General features: G+C 67.8%; 13 protein-coding genes and 1 pseudogene. 10 read left to right on the forward strand and 4 right to left on the reverse strand.

Annotation, left to right across the window (positions count from 1 at the left end):
• The first annotated feature begins 13 nt into the window (after positions 1-13).
• The 3 genes and pseudogenes from pth to D7316_RS08550 form a co-directional block, all read left to right on the forward strand.
• A complete protein-coding gene (pth, locus tag D7316_RS08540; RefSeq protein WP_124707907.1) occupies positions 14-580 on the forward strand; it encodes an aminoacyl-tRNA hydrolase in 567 nt (188 codons plus the stop codon).
• A gap of 20 nt (positions 581-600) precedes the next feature.
• On the forward strand, positions 601-2,418 hold the full coding sequence (locus D7316_RS08545; RefSeq protein ID WP_124707908.1) for an SLC13 family permease: 1,818 nt from the start codon (positions 601-603) through the stop codon (positions 2,416-2,418).
• Positions 2,419-2,576: 158 nt separating this feature from the next.
• Positions 2,577-3,578: pseudogene (locus D7316_RS08550) on the forward strand (beta-ketoacyl-ACP synthase 3); the annotation flags it as partial.
• A gap of 264 nt (positions 3,579-3,842) precedes the next feature.
• Here the strand turns inward: D7316_RS08550 and D7316_RS08555 are convergent.
• Positions 3,843-4,604 (reverse strand): ABC transporter permease, encoded by a 762-nt coding sequence (locus tag D7316_RS08555; protein WP_124707909.1) that lies wholly within the window; start codon positions 4,602-4,604, stop codon positions 3,843-3,845.
• Positions 4,601-5,626 carry an ATP-binding cassette domain-containing protein gene (locus tag D7316_RS08560; protein ID WP_124707910.1) on the reverse strand — a complete coding sequence of 342 codons (1,026 nt, stop codon included), beginning with the start codon at positions 5,624-5,626 and terminating at the stop codon, positions 4,601-4,603. Before D7316_RS08560 ends, D7316_RS08555 begins: the two co-directional genes overlap by 4 nt.
• Before the next feature lie 221 nt (positions 5,627-5,847).
• Here D7316_RS08560 and D7316_RS08565 point away from each other — a divergent pair, with 221 nt between their 5' ends.
• The 4 genes from D7316_RS08565 (at position 5,848) to D7316_RS08580 (ending at position 10,093) form a co-directional block, all read left to right on the forward strand.
• Positions 5,848-6,516: a PadR family transcriptional regulator gene (locus D7316_RS08565; RefSeq protein ID WP_124707911.1), complete on the forward strand. Its 669-nt coding sequence runs from the start codon at positions 5,848-5,850 to the stop codon at positions 6,514-6,516.
• Between the two features lie 51 nt (positions 6,517-6,567).
• On the forward strand, positions 6,568-7,584 hold the full coding sequence (locus D7316_RS08570; protein WP_124707912.1) for a beta-ketoacyl-ACP synthase III: 1,017 nt from the start codon (positions 6,568-6,570) through the stop codon (positions 7,582-7,584).
• Positions 7,585-7,680: 96 nt separating this feature from the next.
• Positions 7,681-9,288 carry a peptide chain release factor 3 gene (locus tag D7316_RS08575; protein WP_124707913.1) on the forward strand — a complete coding sequence of 536 codons (1,608 nt, stop codon included), beginning with the start codon at positions 7,681-7,683 and terminating at the stop codon, positions 9,286-9,288.
• A gap of 7 nt (positions 9,289-9,295) precedes the next feature.
• Complete coding sequence (locus tag D7316_RS08580; protein WP_124707914.1) at positions 9,296-10,093, forward strand: hypothetical protein; 798 nt, start codon at positions 9,296-9,298, stop codon at positions 10,091-10,093.
• Between the two features lie 14 nt (positions 10,094-10,107).
• Here the strand turns inward: D7316_RS08580 and D7316_RS08585 are convergent, their stop codons facing one another.
• Positions 10,108-11,112: an enoyl-CoA hydratase/isomerase family protein gene (locus D7316_RS08585; protein WP_124707915.1), complete on the reverse strand. Its 1,005-nt coding sequence runs from the start codon at positions 11,110-11,112 to the stop codon at positions 10,108-10,110.
• 260 nt (positions 11,113-11,372) lie between these two features.
• Between D7316_RS08585 and D7316_RS08590 the strand changes: the two genes are divergently transcribed.
• The 3 genes from D7316_RS08590 (at position 11,373) to D7316_RS08600 (ending at position 14,707) form a co-directional block, all read left to right on the forward strand.
• Complete coding sequence (locus D7316_RS08590) at positions 11,373-12,923, forward strand: ABC-F family ATP-binding cassette domain-containing protein (RefSeq protein ID WP_124707916.1); 1,551 nt, start codon at positions 11,373-11,375, stop codon at positions 12,921-12,923.
• A gap of 39 nt (positions 12,924-12,962) precedes the next feature.
• The gene (locus D7316_RS08595; RefSeq protein ID WP_124707917.1) at positions 12,963-13,709 is read left to right on the forward strand and encodes an alpha/beta fold hydrolase; all 747 of its coding nucleotides are present in this window, start codon (positions 12,963-12,965) and stop codon (positions 13,707-13,709) included.
• Positions 13,710-13,876: 167 nt separating this feature from the next.
• Positions 13,877-14,707 (forward strand): SGNH/GDSL hydrolase family protein, encoded by an 831-nt coding sequence (locus D7316_RS08600; protein WP_124711205.1) that lies wholly within the window; start codon positions 13,877-13,879, stop codon positions 14,705-14,707.
• A 30-nt stretch (positions 14,708-14,737) separates the two neighbouring features.
• Here D7316_RS08600 and D7316_RS08605 read toward each other — a convergent pair whose 3' ends face one another.
• Entirely contained in the window at positions 14,738-16,555 is a 1,818-nt protein-coding gene (locus D7316_RS08605) for an ABC-F family ATP-binding cassette domain-containing protein (RefSeq protein ID WP_124707918.1), read from the reverse strand.
• Positions 16,556-16,571: the final 16 nt, after the last annotated feature.

Below are 16,571 nucleotides of genomic sequence, written 5' to 3' on the forward strand. Positions count from 1 at the left end.
CGTCGACTGATCGATGAAACTGATTGTCGGGCTGGGTAACCCAGGTCCGAAGTACGAGAAGACGAGGCACAACATCGGCGCGATGGTCGCCGATGGCCTCGTCGCCTCGGCCGGCGAGCGGTGGAAGCTGCACAAGAAATCGGGTGCGGAGGTCGCCCCGATCACCCTCGCCGGCCGTCAGGTCCTGGTCGCCAGGCCGCGGACCTACATGAACGAATCGGGACGCCAGATCGGCCCGCTGGCCAAGTTCTATTCGATACCCACAGAAGACATCATCGCGCTGCACGACGAGCTCGACATCGACTTCGGGCTGGTACGACTCAAACGCGGCGGTGGTGAGGGTGGGCACAACGGGCTCCGTTCGATCAGCCAGTCCATCGGGACGCGTGACTACCTGCGGGTGCGACTGGGCATCGGCCGGCCGCCGGGCCGCCAGGACCCCGCCGACTTCGTGCTGAAACCGTTCCCGTCGTCGGCACGGACCGACGTCGAACTCCTGATCACCCACGGCGTCGACGCCGTGGAGCTGCTGGTCGCCCACGGACTCGAACCGGCGCAGAACACCGTGCACGCCTGGTAACTCGGTGCGACGATGAGGCGGTGTCGGATGCAGCCCTGAGCCTGATCATCCTGGGCGTCACCGTCGCGCTGTTCGTCATCAACCGGCTTCCCGTCGGAGTCGTCGCGATCGCGTCCGCACTCGCCCTCTATTTCTCCGGCCTGGTCAGTGTGGAATCGATGACCAGTGGGCTCGGTGCGACGGTCATCGTGTTCATCGCGGCCCTCTTCGTGGTGAGCGAGGGACTCGAGGCCGCCGGCATCACCGCCTGGGTGGGGCACACGATGAACCGGATCGCAGGCACCACGCGGATGCGGGTGCTGGCGTCGATCATGGTGCTCGGCGCTCTGCTCAGCGCCCTCATCACCGTGAACGGCGCGGCCGCGGCGCTCGTCCCGGTCACCGTCGCGATCGCGCGGCATGCGGGAATGCTGCCGTCGCGCGTGCTCATCCCATTGGCCTACGGATGCAGCGCGGGCTCGCTGCTGACCCTGTCCGGCAGCCCCGTCAACGTCATCGTCGACGAGGCGATGGTCGACGAATCCGGCAACGGCTTCGGCTACTTCGAGTTCGCGGCGGTGGGCATCCCGCTGGTCCTCGTGACGGTCGCGATCACCGCGCTCATCGGCGAACGCGCACTCCCCAGGCGCGAATCGACCGCGCTGCCCGACGATTTCAGCGACTATCTCGGCACCGTCACCGAGTACTACGGCCTCGACGACCGGATCTACCGGCTACACGTGGGACCGGAATCGTCACTGATCGGCATGAGCGTGCGGGACCTGCGTACCGATGACTCACCGGTGCACGCCGTCGCCGCGCAGCGAGCACAGGGGGCGACGGTCCTCGACTCCGCCCAACCCCTGGCCGAGGGCGACGCCGTCGTGGTCTCCGGGCCCGGGCCCGACGTCGAATCACTGGCGCGCGACCACGGACTCACCGTGGAGGATGTGGCGGGCCGACACGGCCGCGCCGGCAGGCTCATCGACCGCGACCTCGGTCTCTCCGAAGTGGTGATCCCACCCAGGTCGGAATGGATCGGCAACCGCGTGTTCGCGGGCATGGTGCGCGGCGAGGACGGACTCCTCGTGCTCTCGGTGCGGCGGCGTAATCGCGACATCGGCCCGCGGGTCGTCGACCTCGCCGAAGGGGACACGTTGCTCGTCCACGGTCCGTGGCGGGCCGTCGACGCCCTCTCGGCCGACCGGCAGGTGCTGGTGGTGGCCTCGTCCGAGCAGGTGCGTCGCCAGACCGTTCCGCTCGGCCGGACCGCACCGCGCGCGGCACTGATCCTGGTCGCGATGATCGTGCTGCTCGCCACCGGCGTCGTCCCGGCTGTCGTCGCCGCCCTGCTGGCCGCGGTCGCGATGATCCTCAGCGGCGTCATCACGTCCGAGCACGCCTACCGTGCGGTGTCGTGGCCGACGCTCGTGCTGATCGCGGCGCTGATCCCGATGTCCACGGCCATCACCGACAGCGGCGGGGCCGAGTTGGTCGCGCGGCCCATCGTGGACCTGGTGTCCGATCACAGCCCGTATGTCCTGCTCGTCGCACTGTTCCTGTTGACCGCCATCCTCGGTCAGTTCATCTCGAATGCCGCGACGGTCCTCATCGTGATCCCGATCGCGCTCGCCGCCGCAGCCGAGGTCGGCGTGGATGCGCGCCCGATCCTCATGCTCGTGTGTGTCGCCGGGGCGGCATCGGTGCTGACCCCCATCGCCACCCCCGCCAACATGATCGTGATGGCACCGGGCGGGTATCGGTTCGGCGATTACTGGCGCCTCGGTGTACCGGTGATGTTCGGTTGGCTCGTCGTCGCGATGCTGGTGATCCCGGCCGTCTGGCCGCTGTCCGGGTGATGGACCCTGCGACCGGGGCTGACGTGGTGCGACGACAATGGGACCAAAGGCTTCTTACTTCGCGGTAATGTACGCCTACAATCACAGTCGGCCGATCATCGACGAAACGGAGAACTGTGGTGGGAATTGCGGCGCGGACCGGACACCAGAATGTGGCAATGCTCGGCATCGGTGCGTACCGACCCACACGACTCGTCAGCAACGACGATGTCCGCCAGGTTCTCGACTCCACCGACGAGTGGATCTTCGAACGCAGCGGCATCCGGAACCGTCGCTGGATCAGCGGTGACGAATCGGCACGTTCGATGGCGGCGGCCGCCGCCGAGCGGGCCATCCGCAATTCAGGCGTGCCGAAGGAGAAGATCGGCGCGCTGATCCTGGCCACCAACAGTTGGAAGACCAAGATCCCGCACGGCGGGCCCATCGTCGCGTTCGACATCGGACTCAACGGCATCCCGGCCTACGACGTCGCGGCCGGGTGTGGCGGTTTCGGTTACGGCCTCGGCATCGCCGCCGACACGATCCGCGCCGGATCGGCCGAGTATGTGCTGGTCGTCGGCGTGGAGACGATGTCGGTCGTGATGGAGCCGACCGACCGCAACACCGCCTTCATCTTCGGCGACGGCGCCGGCGCCGTGGTGGTCGGGCCCAGCGAGGAGAACGGCATCTCGCCGACCGTCTGGGGCAGCGACGGCGAGAACGCCGAGGCCATCGGACAGAACTGGGACATCCCCGAATACATGGATCGCGCCGAGGAGTTCCAGCACAAGGACCCCGAGGCCGAGCCGGTCGGACGGATGTTCGTGACCATGCAGGGACCGCGCGTGTTCCGCTGGGCCGCGATCACGCTGCCCAAGGCGCTGACCTCGGTTCTGGAGACATCCGGAGTCGGCATCGAGGACATCGAGGTGTTCGTCCCGCATCAGGCCAACGCCCGTATCAACGAGCTGATGAAGAAGAACCTCGGGCTCGCCGACGACATCCCGATGGCCAACGACATCGAGAACACCGGCAACACGTCGGCGGCCTCGATCCCGCTGGCCATGGAGGAGATGCTCGCGAGCGGGAAGGCAAAGGGCGGGCAGACCGCCCTGCTGCTCGGCTTCGGTGCCGGCCTCAGCTACGCAGGGGCCGTCGTGACACTCCCCCGGCTCCCCAGGAGACCAGCCTCGACGGCCCCAACCGCTGATCGAGTAGCCCGGAGCGCCAGCGAAGGGCGTATCGAGATCACCTCTCACACAACAAGAGTGGTCTCGATACGCCGCTCGGCTAGCGCCTCGCCGCTACTCGACCAGCGGACGGCTCGGCTTCGGTGCCGGCCTCAGCTACGCCGGGGCCGTCGTGACACTCCCCCCGGCTCCCCAGGAGACCAGCCTCGACCAGGCTCTACCGTCCACCAACCGCTGATAAGGCGACGCCCGACCCTACGCGTTCTCCTTACGGAAAACGGCGGTGCCCCACCAGGTTCCGAGGGCACCGAGGATGATCGCGGTCAGCAGGCCCCAGGCGACGGTGGACGTCATGATGTCCCCCGCGAACGATCCGCGGACCGCATCGACGATCCATTTGAACGGCATGAAGTCGCTCAATTTCTGCAGCCAGGTCGGCCCCAGGGTCATCGGGAGCAGGATGCCCGACAACAGCAGGACCGGCATCATCACCATGTTGATGACCGGCGCCATCACGTCCTCGCTCTTGGTGGTGAGCGCGAGCGCGTTCGACGCCGCGGCACAGGCACCGCCGACGATCAGCGTGATCAGGATGCCGACGACGATTCCGGTGAACGATCCACGCATGCCCATGATCAGTCCGAGCAGCACCAGGATGACCGCCTGCACGAAGAGTTGGAGGACGTCGCGCCAGAGCCGACCGGTCAGCAGGGCGGTGCGACTCGCGGGCGTGACCCGCTCCGCCTCGATGACGCCTTCGCGCCACTCACCGATCAGGCTGAAGCCTGCGAAGAACGCACCGAAGATGCCGAGCTGGACCAGCAGCCCCGGGACGAGGAAGGTGTACGCATTGTCGGCACCACCGGGAAATTGCGAGACGAGCGGGGTGAGCAGCGGGCCGAACAGCAGCAGATAGAGGACGGGCTGCATGACCCCGATCAGCACCCACGCGGGATTGCGCAGGTTCATCCGGATCTGGCGGCGGAAAACGATGTGACTCTCGCGGAGAAAGGTCATGACTGCGACACTCCTTGGACTGGGACCCCGTCGGCCACCTCGGCCTCGTCGGCGGGCTGTTCATCCTGGGCATCGCGTAGCGAGCGTCCGGTCAGGGTGAGGAAGACGTCGTCGAGCGTGGGTCGGATCACCTCGATCGAGTCGAGGTTCACCCCGGCGGCGTCGAAGTCCCGGAGCAGTCCCGGGACCGCTCGGCCGGCGCGACGAACCCGGCCCCGGACGTGGCGACCATCGGTCTCGACGTCGGTCGCGATGGCACCCAGCTTCTCCGCGGAGACGGGAACCATCGCGTCGTCGGCGATCTCGAGGTCGACCAGGTCACCGGACACCTTGGCCTTGAGGTTGTCCGCGGTGTCGGCGGCCACGATCTGGCCGTTGTCGATGATGATGATGCGATCGGAGAGTTCGTCGGCCTCGTCGAGGTAGTGCGTGGTCAGGAAGACCGTCGCCCCGGCATCGGTGCGGAGACGCCGGATGTGTTCCCAGAGATTGGCCCGGGCCTGCGGGTCGAGACCGGTGGTCGGTTCGTCCAGGAACACCAGCGTGGGGTCGTGGACGAGACCCATGACGATGTCGAGTCGACGCTTCTGTCCGCCCGACATGTTCTTCGGCATCCGGTCCCAGAGCCCGTCGAGCTGGAGTTGCGCGAACAGGTCCTTCCCGCGCCGGGTGGCGGCCGCCCGCGACATCCCGTAGAGCATGCCGTGGTCGACGACCTCGTCGCCGGCCTGCGCCTGACTGAACGTGCCGCCGGCCTGCGACACGTAGCCGATGCTGCGCCGGACCATCACCGAATCCTTGACGACGTCGTACCCGTTCACCGTCGCCGTGCCCGCGGTCGGCCTGAGCAGCGTGGTCAGCATCCGCAGCGTCGTCGTCTTGCCCGCCCCGTTCGGTCCGAGGAAACCGACGACCTCCCCCTCCGCGATGTCGAGGTCGACGCCGTCGACGGCGCGCACCTCCCGTTTCTGTTTCCCACGGCCGGTGTGAAATGTCTGTACCAGCCCACGTGCGTGGATCATCGAACTCCCCTCTACATCCGTCGGGCCCGAGACTGCGTTCACGGTCTTCTATTCAAGTTTGAATACCGGTGCGAGTTTTCCAGTGTGTACATCGGAAGTCAACGGTGAGATCCGACGCCGCCGTCTCGGACAGACTGACTCGCCCGAGTACGAGGATTCATCGAATTGCGGTCAACGACGGTCCTGGTATGCGGATGATTCTCGACCTACCCTCGTCAGACATGGGAGCGACCACCACCCGACTGTTGTTACTGGGTGCCGTCGCGCTGTTCGAACCGGTCAACGGCTACCAGATCCGACGAGAGCTGATGTCCTGGCAGGTCGATCAGTGGGCCAACGTGAACCCGGGGTCGATCTATCACGGGCTGGGCAGCCTGGTGTCGACGGGCCTGGCGGTCCGGCACGACCTCACCGACGGCTCACGCGAGGTCGCCGTCTACGAACTCACCGGGAGCGGCCGCGCCGAGTTCGAGAGACTCCTCACCGAAGCGATCGTGACCGTCAACGTGTTCGACCGCCGCGACTTCCATGCCGCGTTCGGACTGGTCCCGCTCCTGGAGACGAGTCGAGCGGCCGAGCTCCTGCAACGGCGACATGACGCACTCGCCGCCGAGCTCTCGGAGTTCCCCGTCGACACGACCCCTGCCGACTTTCCGCATGTCCCGCCGCACGCGGTGCGTGGCATGCAGTTGTGGGGCGCCGAGGCGCGTGCCGAGCTGGGCTGGTTGTCGGAGGTGCTCGACGACGTCCGGGACGGTCGACTCGAGTTGCGGCCGCACACCTGGACGCCACCGGCCGACGACCCCGGCCACCAGATGACCGCAGACCGTGAGCGGTACCGCGCCATGATCGAGGGCACCGAGCAACGTCGGGGGGCTACTTCCCAGTAAGGCCGCGATGTGAGACCGTCTATGGCGGGTCGCATAGCGGAAGGGACACTCATGGCTGTCATCGCGGACACTGCCGGTATCAACAACATCGGCATGCTCGGCATCGGGGCATACCGGCCGGAACGGGTCGTCACCAACGATGAGATCTGCGAGCAGATCGATTCGTCGGACGAGTGGATCTACACCCGCACCGGCATCAAGACGCGGCGCTTCGCCCGACGCGACGAGACCGTCATGGAGATGTCGGTCAACGCGGGCCGCAAGGCCATCGCGAACGCCTTGCTCTCCGGGTCGGACATCGACGCGGTGATCCTGGCGACCAACACGCACCTGCTGCTGACACCCGCCGGTGCCACCAAGGTCGCGACCGAACTCGGCGCCAATGGCGTCCCGTCGTTCGACATCACCGTCGGTTGCGCCGGCTTCGGCTACGGCATGGCGGTGGCCTCGGACATGATCCGCGGCGGCAGCGCCACGCACGTCCTCGTCATCGGCGCCGAGCAGCTGTCGATCACCATGGACATGACCGACCGCACCAACTGCTTCATCTTCGGCGACGGTGCCGGCGCGGTCGTGGTGGGCCCGACCGAGGACCAGCAGCTCGGACCGGTGATCTGGGGCAGCGATGGTTCGCAGTTCAACGCGATCCGGCAGGACATCGACTGGGTCACCTTCCTCGACAGCGACCGCACCCAGCGCCCCTACCTGCGCATGGAAGGCACCGCGGTCTTCCGCTGGGCAGCCTTCGAGATGGGCAAGGTCGCCCAGCGCGCGCTCGACGCCGCCAAGATCGGCGCCGAGCAGCTCGACGTCTTCGTACCGCACCAGGCGAACTCGCGGATCAACGACCTGCTCGCGAAGAACCTGAAACTGCGCGAGGGCACGGTTGTCGCCAACGACATCGAGCACACCGGCAACACCAGTGCGGCGTCGATCCCGCTGGCCATGGAGGAACTGCTCTCGACCGGCGCCGCGAAGCCCGGCGACACCGCGCTCCTCCTCGGCTACGGTGCCGGGCTGAGTTACGCGTCGCAGGTCGTCAAGCTTCCGCCGGTTCCGTTCGAATAGTCCGGTCGCACGCCGACGTTGCCGGTCGGTCCGCTGGGCCGAGCGGCGACTTCCCCGGTTTTGCCCTGGCCAGGGCCCGAACGGTAGCCTTCTCGGGTGAGTTCTGAAGCCGTTGCACGTGAGGTGAAGCGGCGTCGTACCTTCGCCATCATCAGCCATCCCGACGCCGGTAAGTCGACGATGACCGAGGCGCTGGCGCTGCATGCCCGCATGATCAGCGAGGCGGGCGCGATCCACGGCAAGGCCGGCCGCAAGTCGACCGTCTCCGACTGGATGGAGATGGAGAAGGCCCGCGGCATCTCGGTGAGTTCGACGGCCCTGCAGTTCAACTACAGCAGCGAGCACTCGGACTCCGACGTTCCCAACGTCATCAACCTCGTCGACACCCCCGGGCACGCCGACTTCTCCGAGGACACCTACCGGGTGCTGACCGCGGTCGACGCCGCGGTGATGCTCATCGACGCCGCCAAGGGCCTGGAGCCGCAGACGCTCAAGCTCTTCCAGGTGTGTCGCCATCGCGGCATCCCGGTGATCACGGTGATCAACAAGTGGGACCGTCCCGGACAGACGCCGCTCGAACTGATCGACGAGATCGCCGAACGCATCGGCCTCACCCCCACCCCGCTCTACTTCCCCGTCGGTATCGCGGGCGACTTCCGCGGCCTGCTCGACCGCCGCACCGGCCAGTACATCCGCTTCACCCGGACCGCGGGCGGTGCCAAGGTGGCGCCGGAGGAGATCATGGAGGCCGATGCCGCGGCGACCCGTGAGGGCGACGAGTGGACGACGGCGCTCGAGGAGAGCGAACTGCTCACCGAGATGGGTCAGGACCACGAACAGGAGATGTTCCTCGCGGGCCAGACCTCGCCGATGATCTTCGCGTCGGCGATGCTGAACTTCGGTGTGCGCCAACTACTCGAGACGCTCGTCGAGCTCGCGCCGCCACCACAGGGACGCGCCGACGTGGACGGCGACGTCCGTGAGGTCACCGACCCCTTCAGCGCGGTGGTGTTCAAGGTGCAGGCAGGCATGGACCAGAGCCATCGAGATCGTCTGGCGTACATGCGAATCGTCTCCGGTGAGTTCGAGCGCGGCATGGTGGTCACGCATGCCCAGACGGGAAAGCCGTTCGCCACCAAGTACGCCCAGGCCGTCTTCGGCCGGGACCGCTCGACCGTGGATCTCGCCTATCCCGGCGACGTCGTGGGTCTCGTCAACGCCATGGCACTCGCACCGGGCGACACGCTGTACATCGAACCCCGGGTGCAGTACCCACCGATCCCTTCCTTTGCCCCGGAACACTTCTCGGCGCTACGCGTCAACACCGCGGACAAGTACAAGCAGTTCCGCAAGGCGATGGACCAACTCGACAGCGAGGGCGTGGTACAGGTCCTGCGCAATGACCTGCGCGGCGATGCGTCACCGGTGCTCGCGGCCGTGGGCCCGATGCAGTTCGAGGTCGTCACCGCGCGGATGAAATCGGAGTTCAACGTCGCCACCACGATCGAACCGCTGGGCTACAGCCTCGCGCGCCGCACCGACGCCGAGAGCGCGGTCGAGCTCGGACGGCAGCGGGGCGTCGAGGTCTTCACCCGCACCGACGGTGCGTTGCTCGCCTTGTTCAGCGACAAGTGGCGCCTGCAGTACGTGGAGAAGGAGCATCCGAATCTCACGCTCGAACCCCTTGTCGCAACCGCGGATTGAGCATCCGGTGCCACGATCTCCGCGGCGCGCGGTCCGGTCGGCCGCCGCTCTGCTCACCGTGACGTTCCTGGCCGCGTGCGGGAGCACCGAGACCCCCACCGCGCCGACGTCGTCGACCGAGGCAGCGGCGCCCACCGCCTCGGCCCGCCTCGCCGCGGCGGAATGCCGAGACGAACCCGCGAAGGGTCGTATCGACCGCACCGCACACGATCTCGCGTTCCGTTCCGGCGACTTCAGGGTGGCCATCGGCAGTTCGATGACCACCGCCCGCGACACTCCCGGCGGCGTGCCGACCTCTGCCACACCGGACGACCAGGACCTCGCGTGCTACGGATTCACCAAGTGGGGCAACCCGAATCCCGAGGTCCCACCGGACACCCTGCTGTTCACGTTCAAGGGCCCCGGCACCGACGGCGCGCAGGTCGAGTTCCTCGTCGGGGAACTGACCGGCGGAGTCCTGCCGCCCATCGGATCCGCGCGTCCGACGGTCGGCCCGCTGACGAAGCCGATCACTGCCACGATCGGCGTCTCGGTGGCCGGCACCTACTACCAGTCGACGTCATGTGTCCTGAAGATCTCGTCGATGGCGACGGCACGCGCATCGGCCACCTTCACCTGCCCGACCGCCACCCGGGCGGACGCGAATCCCTTTGCCCCCGACGACGACGTGTCCTACGACGTCGATGAGTCGGCGACCACCCAGAGCGCACCGAGTGGCGCGCGTCGTGGGCAGGCCCCGACGTCGGCGGCCCTCAACCCGCCCGCCACGGTCACCCTCACGGGATGGTTCCAGATCGAGCCCTGACCCACCCGCTCAGGTCACACCGCACCGATGATGCGGGCCACCAGTTCCGGGTCGACGTCGTCGATCGACGACGGCTCGAAACCCGGGCGGCGGTCCTTGTCTACCAGTACCGCTCGGACGCCCTCCGCGAAGTCGGGTGTTCGGGTGATCTGTTCCGCCGCATGCAGTTCCCGATCGAAACACTCGTCGAGCGTCGATGCCGAACCCGCTTCGATCATCGCCGCGGCAACCCAGAGGCTCGTCGGCGACGCGTTCTCCAGCAGGCCGATCATGTCGGCCGCCCAGTCATCGCCGACGGCGCCTCGCAACCCGCCCAGGATGGCGGACACGTTCTCGTCGGCGAAGTACTCACCCACCTTGCGTAGCGGCAGGTCAGAGGTCGGGCGGTCACGGTAGGGGCCGAGAACCTCGACCAGCGGCACCCCGGCGCGCAGTTCGTCGGTGACATCACCGAGATGCGCGGACTCGACGTAATGCGTTGCCAGGCCGATCTCCACCGCATCTGCGCCGCGCACGCGGGCACCGGTCAGGCCCAGCCACATACCGACACCTTCGGGCAGGCGCGGCAGGAAGTAGGTGGACCCGATGTCGGGGAAGAACCCGATCGCGGTCTCCGGCATGGCGATCAACGAGCGCTCACTCACCACGCGGACCTCGCCGTGCACGCTGATGCCGAGTCCACCGCCCATCGACGCACCATCGATCACGGCGACGTAGGGCTTCGCATAATTCGCCACCAGTTGATCGAGCCGATACTCGCTGCTGAAGTAGCGACTGATCGCGTCGGTGTCACCGTCGACGGCATACTCGCGGATCGCCCGGATGTCGCCGCCGGCGCAGAACGCACGCTCACTCGACGATGTCACGAGCACGGTCTCGATGGCGTCGTCGTCCTCCCACTCGGAGAGCACGCGGTGCATCTCGTCGATCATGGTCTGGTCGAGCGCATTGAGGGCCTTCGGACGGTCGAGGATGACCTCCCCGACCCCGTTGGCGACCGAGGTGCGGATGAACGACATGGGAGCCACCGTAGCGCCCCGCGCCACCCGTCGGGTCGGACGCCTGCCGGGTCCGTCGGGGACGCCCGGTGACAAATGGTTGGCGCGCACTCGCACGACCGAGTTACGGTGGAGAGGTCGGCATCGCCGGCGCCCATCGACCCGAGCAGTACGGTCCCGAGGAGTGATGTCGCAGTCATGAACAACTGAGGTCGGCCCGATCCCGCCGCCGCGTGTGCGCACGCCCCGCGGCGCCCGCTCACCACCTCAGGAGTCGTCTCATGACCGTATCCTCATCCGGCAATCAGCCGAATCCCTCCATCACCCTGTCCGACGTCTCGTTCGCCTGGCCGGACGGCACGCCGGTCTTCGATCATGTCTCGATGACGGTGCCGGACGCCGCATGTTCACTGGTGGGCGCGAACGGAGCAGGCAAGAGCACACTCCTGCGTCTCATCGCCGGGGAACTGACCCCGCAGTCCGGCAGTGTGTCCGTGCGCGGCGACGTCGGTGTGGTGCAGCAACATCCGTACGACAACCCGGACCTGTCGATCGCCCGGGTCCTCGCCATCGACGAGGTCCGCGCGGCGTTACGCCGGATCGAGGCCGGTTCGGTCGACGAACGCGACTTCTCGATCGTGGGCGACGACTGGGATGTCGAGGACCGTGCCGTCGCCCAACTCGCGGCGTTGGGACTGCCGATCGATCTCGACCGGACCATCGGCAGCCTGTCCGGCGGCGAGGCGACGCTGTTGGCGATCGTGGCGCAGTTGTTGCGCCGGCCGGCGGTGCTGTTGCTCGACGAACCGACAAACAATCTCGACTCCGCTTCTCGCACAAGACTGTTCGATGTGATCGACCGGTTCGCGGGCACCATCGTGGTGGTGAGTCACGACCTCGAACTGCTCGAGCGGGTCGATGCGACGCTCGAACTGTATCGAGGCGAGATCCGGCTCTTCGGCGGCCCCTACTCGCTCTACCGGGAGACCCTCGACGCCGAACAGGACGCCGCCGAGGCGGCGGTCGCGACCGCCGCCAACGACGTGCGCAAACAGCGCCGGGAGATGGTGGAGGCGCAGATCAAGCTCGATCGCCGGGCGCGCACCGCCGCCACCGCCGAACGCGAGAAGCGCGTGCCGAAGATCATCGCGCATCTACGCCGCGATGCCGCACAGGTCTCGGCGGGCAAGTTGCGCAACGCCCATCGCGACGACGTCACCGCGGCCAACTCGCGGCTCGACTCCGCGCGCGACGAGGTCCGCGACGACCGGACGGCACGGATCACGATGCCGGCGGCGGATCTCGCGACACGCGCGCAGGTGATCGACGACGATCGGCTGCGCATCGACGGACCCGAACGGATCGCCCTGGTGGGCCGCAACGGATCCGGGAAGACGACGCTGATCGCCGACGTGATCGCGTCCGGCCACGTCGTGGTGCCGTTCGCGTATGTCCCGCAGCGCATCGTGTTCGACGACGGCCACCGGTCGATCGCCGCCGCGGTCATCGACGCCCATCCAGACCTACCGGTGCAGGAGGTACGGGCACATCTGGCGCGCTTCCTGTTCCGCGGGGCGGCGGCGGACCGAGAGTTGCGCGAACTGTCGGGCGGTGAGCGTCTGCGTGTGGCGATGGCCTCCGCATTGCTCGCCGATCCCACCCCGAAGCTGCTCATCCTCGACGAACCGACCAACAATCTCGATCTCGACACCACCGAGGAATTGGTCTCCGCGATCCGGGAGTGGACCGGCGCGCTGCTCGTCGTCTCCCACGACGCCGGTTTCCTCGACCGGATCGGCATCGCCCGGACCGTCGAATTGCCGTCCGGCTGACCGCGACAGGACGTCCGACGACGGGCATACTGACTGCCGATGAGCTCAGCGCCTGAGATGTCGCCCCTGCCCGGTCCGGTTCCGGTCGTCCTGGTCCACGGACTCCGGGTGAGCGGGTCGTCGCTGCACCGGATCGCCGCCGCGATCACCGACCGGGCGGTGATCGCCCCCGATCTGCCCGGGCACGGGAAGCGCGCCGACGAGACCTTCACGATGGACGGTGCCGTGGCGGCCGTGCTCGACGCCATCCGCGACGTCGGCGCGCCTGCCGTGGTGGCGGGGATGTCCCTCGGCGGCTACGTCGCGATGGCCACGGCGGGCCGCCATCCCGGATCAGTCGCCGGCCTGGTGGCGATGTGCGCGACCACCCAGCCGAGCCGGCTCCTCGCGTCGCCGTTCCAGGCGTTCGGCGCGGCCACGGCGCTGTTGCCACGCCAGGCCGCGGTGATCAGCAAAGGGCTCACCAGGGCCGCCGTCGGTTCGCGGGTCGCCCAGGACATGGAGGCGGGCGGGCTCGCCCTGCACTCGATCCGCGACGTCGTCGGTGAACTCGCACGTTTCGACGCGCTCACCGAACTCGGCGACTATCCCGGGCCGATCGAGTTCCTCAACGGCGGGTGGGACCAGTTCCGTATCCACGAGCAGCGATTTCTCGGCGTCTCCGATCGCGCGGAGTTGACCGTGATCCCGCGTGCCAGCCATCTCTTCCCGCTCATCCAGCCGACGACGACCGCGGAGATGATCACCGACTTCGCCCTGCGGTGCGACGCCGTGTGCACCGCCTGAGTGAGACCGATCGGTCCATCATCGCGCCGGGGCGCGCCGTCTCGCCTACACTCCCAGGTGGTCTGCGGTAGCGGCCACCGGGTTGAGCAGATGTCGTGTTGTGAGGTGGATTGGTGGGTCGGCGCAGAGTGCGTGGTGCGGCAGTGGTGTTCGCGCTGTCGGTGACAATGGTGGTCCTCGCGGGCGTGTCGAGGGTGCCGGCCGCACAGGCCGATCCGGTGCCGACCCCGGTGCGCTACACCGGCGGCGCCTACGTGGCGATGGGCGATTCGCGAGCCTCGGGCGGATTCTTCACACCGACCCCCGACTACTTCCTCGGATGCAAGCGGTCGGCGATCAACTACCCGTCGATCGTCGCGCTGCTGACGCTCCCCCGGCATTTCATCGACACCTCGTGCGCCGGCGCGCAGGCACCGAATCTCTACCGCACCGGCCAGCACACCAACTTCGGCTACAAGCCGCCGCAGATACGGATGGTGCCGCGCGACGCCCAGGTCGTCACCGTCAGCATCGGCGGCAACGACATGCGCTGGGGCGCACTCGTCGGTCAGTGCACCACCGCCCCGTTCACCGACCGGTTCTGCCGACACCGCCTCAACGGTGAGGCCGCGTGGCGCATCGCGCGCATGGAGAACCGCGTGACACCGGCCCTGCGCGCGATCCGGGCCAAGGCGCCGCGCGCCCAGATCATCGTCGTCGGCATCGGTGGGTTCATGGGCAACCACGGTTGCTGGCCGATGGTGCCGATCAGTGATCCCGATGTGCGCTGGATGAATCGGGTGTTCAACCGTGCCGGCGACGCGCTGCGCCGTGCGACGGCCAAGGTGGACGGCACGTTCGTCGACGCCAACCGACTGTCCGCCGGACATGACCCGTGCAACCTGATCAACCCGTGGTACGAGAGCGCGCTCTCCCGAACCATCGCCTACCCGTACCACATCAATCAGTCGGGCGCCGTCGCGATCGCGGCGATGGTCAACGGCGCGATCCGGCGCTGACCTGGCCGTCCGCCGGGCATGACCCGGCGGTCACTCGACCTTCTCGGCCACCTCGAGCCATTCGCCCTCGGCGGTCTCCTTGGCGTCGACCACGTCCTTCAACTCGGCGTTGAGGGTCATCAGCTTGTCGGGGTCGGTGGCCGCGTCGGCCAACTGCGAGTGCAACCGCGCCTCGCGTGCGTCGAGCTGTTGGATCTGTCGTTCCAGCCGGTTCATCGCTTTGCGCGCCTCGCGATGCTCGGCCGCGCTGATCGCCGGGACCGACTCGGCGGAGCCCGTCGACGCGGATGGCGCCGGAGTGTTCGACGGGGACGCCCGACGCGGCGCCGATGCAGCGATCTCGCGACGTCGCCGGAGGTACTGCTCGATGCCACCCGGCAGGTTGGTGAGCTCTCCGTCACCGAACAGCGCCCAGGTGCTGTCGCAGATCCGCTCGATCAGATATCGGTCGTGACTGATCACCACCAGCGTGCCCGCCCACCCGTCGAGCAGATCCTCGAGCTGTTGCAGGGTGTCGATGTCGAGGTCGTTGGTCGGCTCGTCGAGCAGCAACACGTTGGGTTCGGCCATCAACACACACGTCACCTGCAGCCGACGGCGTTCACCGCCGGAGAGGTCGCCGACCGGTGTCCGCTGACGTGCGGGGGTGAACCCGAGCCGTTCGGCCAGCTGACTCGCGGAGATCTCCTTGTCCCCCAGCATGATCCGCGACGCAACCGCCTCCACTGCGTCCAGCACCCGCTGATCCTCGTCGAGATCGTCGAGTTCCTGTCGCAGCCAACCGATCGAGACCGTCGTCCCCTCCTTGCGCCGGCCCGGGGCGACGTCGATCTCACCGGCCAGCGCGCGCAGCAGGGTGGTCTTGCCGGAACCGTTGACGCCGACGAGACCGATGCGTTCACCGGGCGTCAGCCGCCAGGTGAGGTCGTCGAGCAGGACGTCGTCGGCAGGTGTGGCCACGCGGGCATGCTCGAGTTCCACGACGACCCGGCCCAGGCGTCGTTTGGCGAACGCGGAGAGGCTGACGCTGTCGCGCGGCGGCGGGACGTCGGCGATCAGCTTCTCGGCGGCCTCGATCCGATAGCGCGGCTTGGAGGTGCGGGCCGGCGGACCGCGCCGCAGCCAGGCGAGTTCCTTGCGGGCCAGGTTGCGTCGACGCTCCTCCATCGTGTCGGCCAGGCGCGTGCGCTCGGCCCGCGCGAAGATCCAGTCGTTGTAGCCGCCCTCGTACTCGTCGACCCGCCCGGAGTGGACCTCCCAGGTGCGGGTGGCGACGGTGTCGAGGAACCAGCGGTCGTGGGTCACGACGATCAGTGCACTGCGCCGCGACACCAGGTGCTCGGCGAGCCACTGCACGCCCTCGACGTCGAGGTGGTTGGTCGGCTCGTCGAGGATCAGCAGGTCGGCGTCGGAGACCAGTGCGGTGGCCAGGCCCACGCGTCGTCGCTGACCCCCGGAGAGTTCGTCGACGCGCTTGTCGAGCAGACCGTCGACGCCGATGCCGCTGAGGATGCCCCGCACCCGCGGGTCGCCGGCCCACTCGTGCACGGCGGTGTCCGGCCCACCGACCACCGTCTCGGCAACAGTGGCGCCGGCGGGCAACTCGCCGCGCTGGGTGACGGTCGACACCCGGATGCCGCCGGCCCGGGAGATGCGCCCGCTGTCGGGTTCGGTGATGCCGCCCAGGATCTCCAGCAGGGTCGTCTTGCCGCCCCCGTTGAGGCCGACCACGCCGATGCGCTGACCTTCGTGAACGCCGAGAGACACCGATTCGAGCAGGGGTTTGATGCCGAAGCTCTTGCTGACGCGGTCGGCGTTGATGAGCGCGGACGGATTCGAAGGTGCCACTCGGTAGAGCCTATCG

The sequence above is a fragment of the Gordonia insulae genome (assembly GCF_003855095.1).
Lineage (GTDB): Bacteria > Actinomycetota > Actinomycetes > Mycobacteriales > Mycobacteriaceae > Gordonia > Gordonia insulae.

Excerpts from the sequence above, each read along its gene's own strand:
- pth (WP_124707907.1), top strand. The coding sequence starts at position 14 with ATGAAACTGATTGTCGGGCTGGGTAACCCAGGTCCGAAGTACGAGAAG.
- D7316_RS08555 (WP_124707909.1), bottom strand. The coding sequence starts at position 4,604 with ATGACCTTTCTCCGCGAGAGTCACATCGTTTTCCGCCGCCAGATCCGG.
- D7316_RS08560 (WP_124707910.1), bottom strand. The coding sequence starts at position 5,626 with ATGATCCACGCACGTGGGCTGGTACAGACATTTCACACCGGCCGTGGG.
- D7316_RS08565 (WP_124707911.1), top strand. The coding sequence starts at position 5,848 with ATGGGAGCGACCACCACCCGACTGTTGTTACTGGGTGCCGTCGCGCTG.
- D7316_RS08570 (WP_124707912.1), top strand. The coding sequence starts at position 6,568 with ATGGCTGTCATCGCGGACACTGCCGGTATCAACAACATCGGCATGCTC.
- D7316_RS08585 (WP_124707915.1), bottom strand. The coding sequence starts at position 11,112 with ATGTCGTTCATCCGCACCTCGGTCGCCAACGGGGTCGGGGAGGTCATC.
- D7316_RS08590 (WP_124707916.1), top strand. The coding sequence starts at position 11,373 with ATGACCGTATCCTCATCCGGCAATCAGCCGAATCCCTCCATCACCCTG.
- D7316_RS08595 (WP_124707917.1), top strand. The coding sequence starts at position 12,963 with ATGAGCTCAGCGCCTGAGATGTCGCCCCTGCCCGGTCCGGTTCCGGTC.
- D7316_RS08600 (WP_124711205.1), top strand. The coding sequence starts at position 13,877 with ATGGTGGTCCTCGCGGGCGTGTCGAGGGTGCCGGCCGCACAGGCCGAT.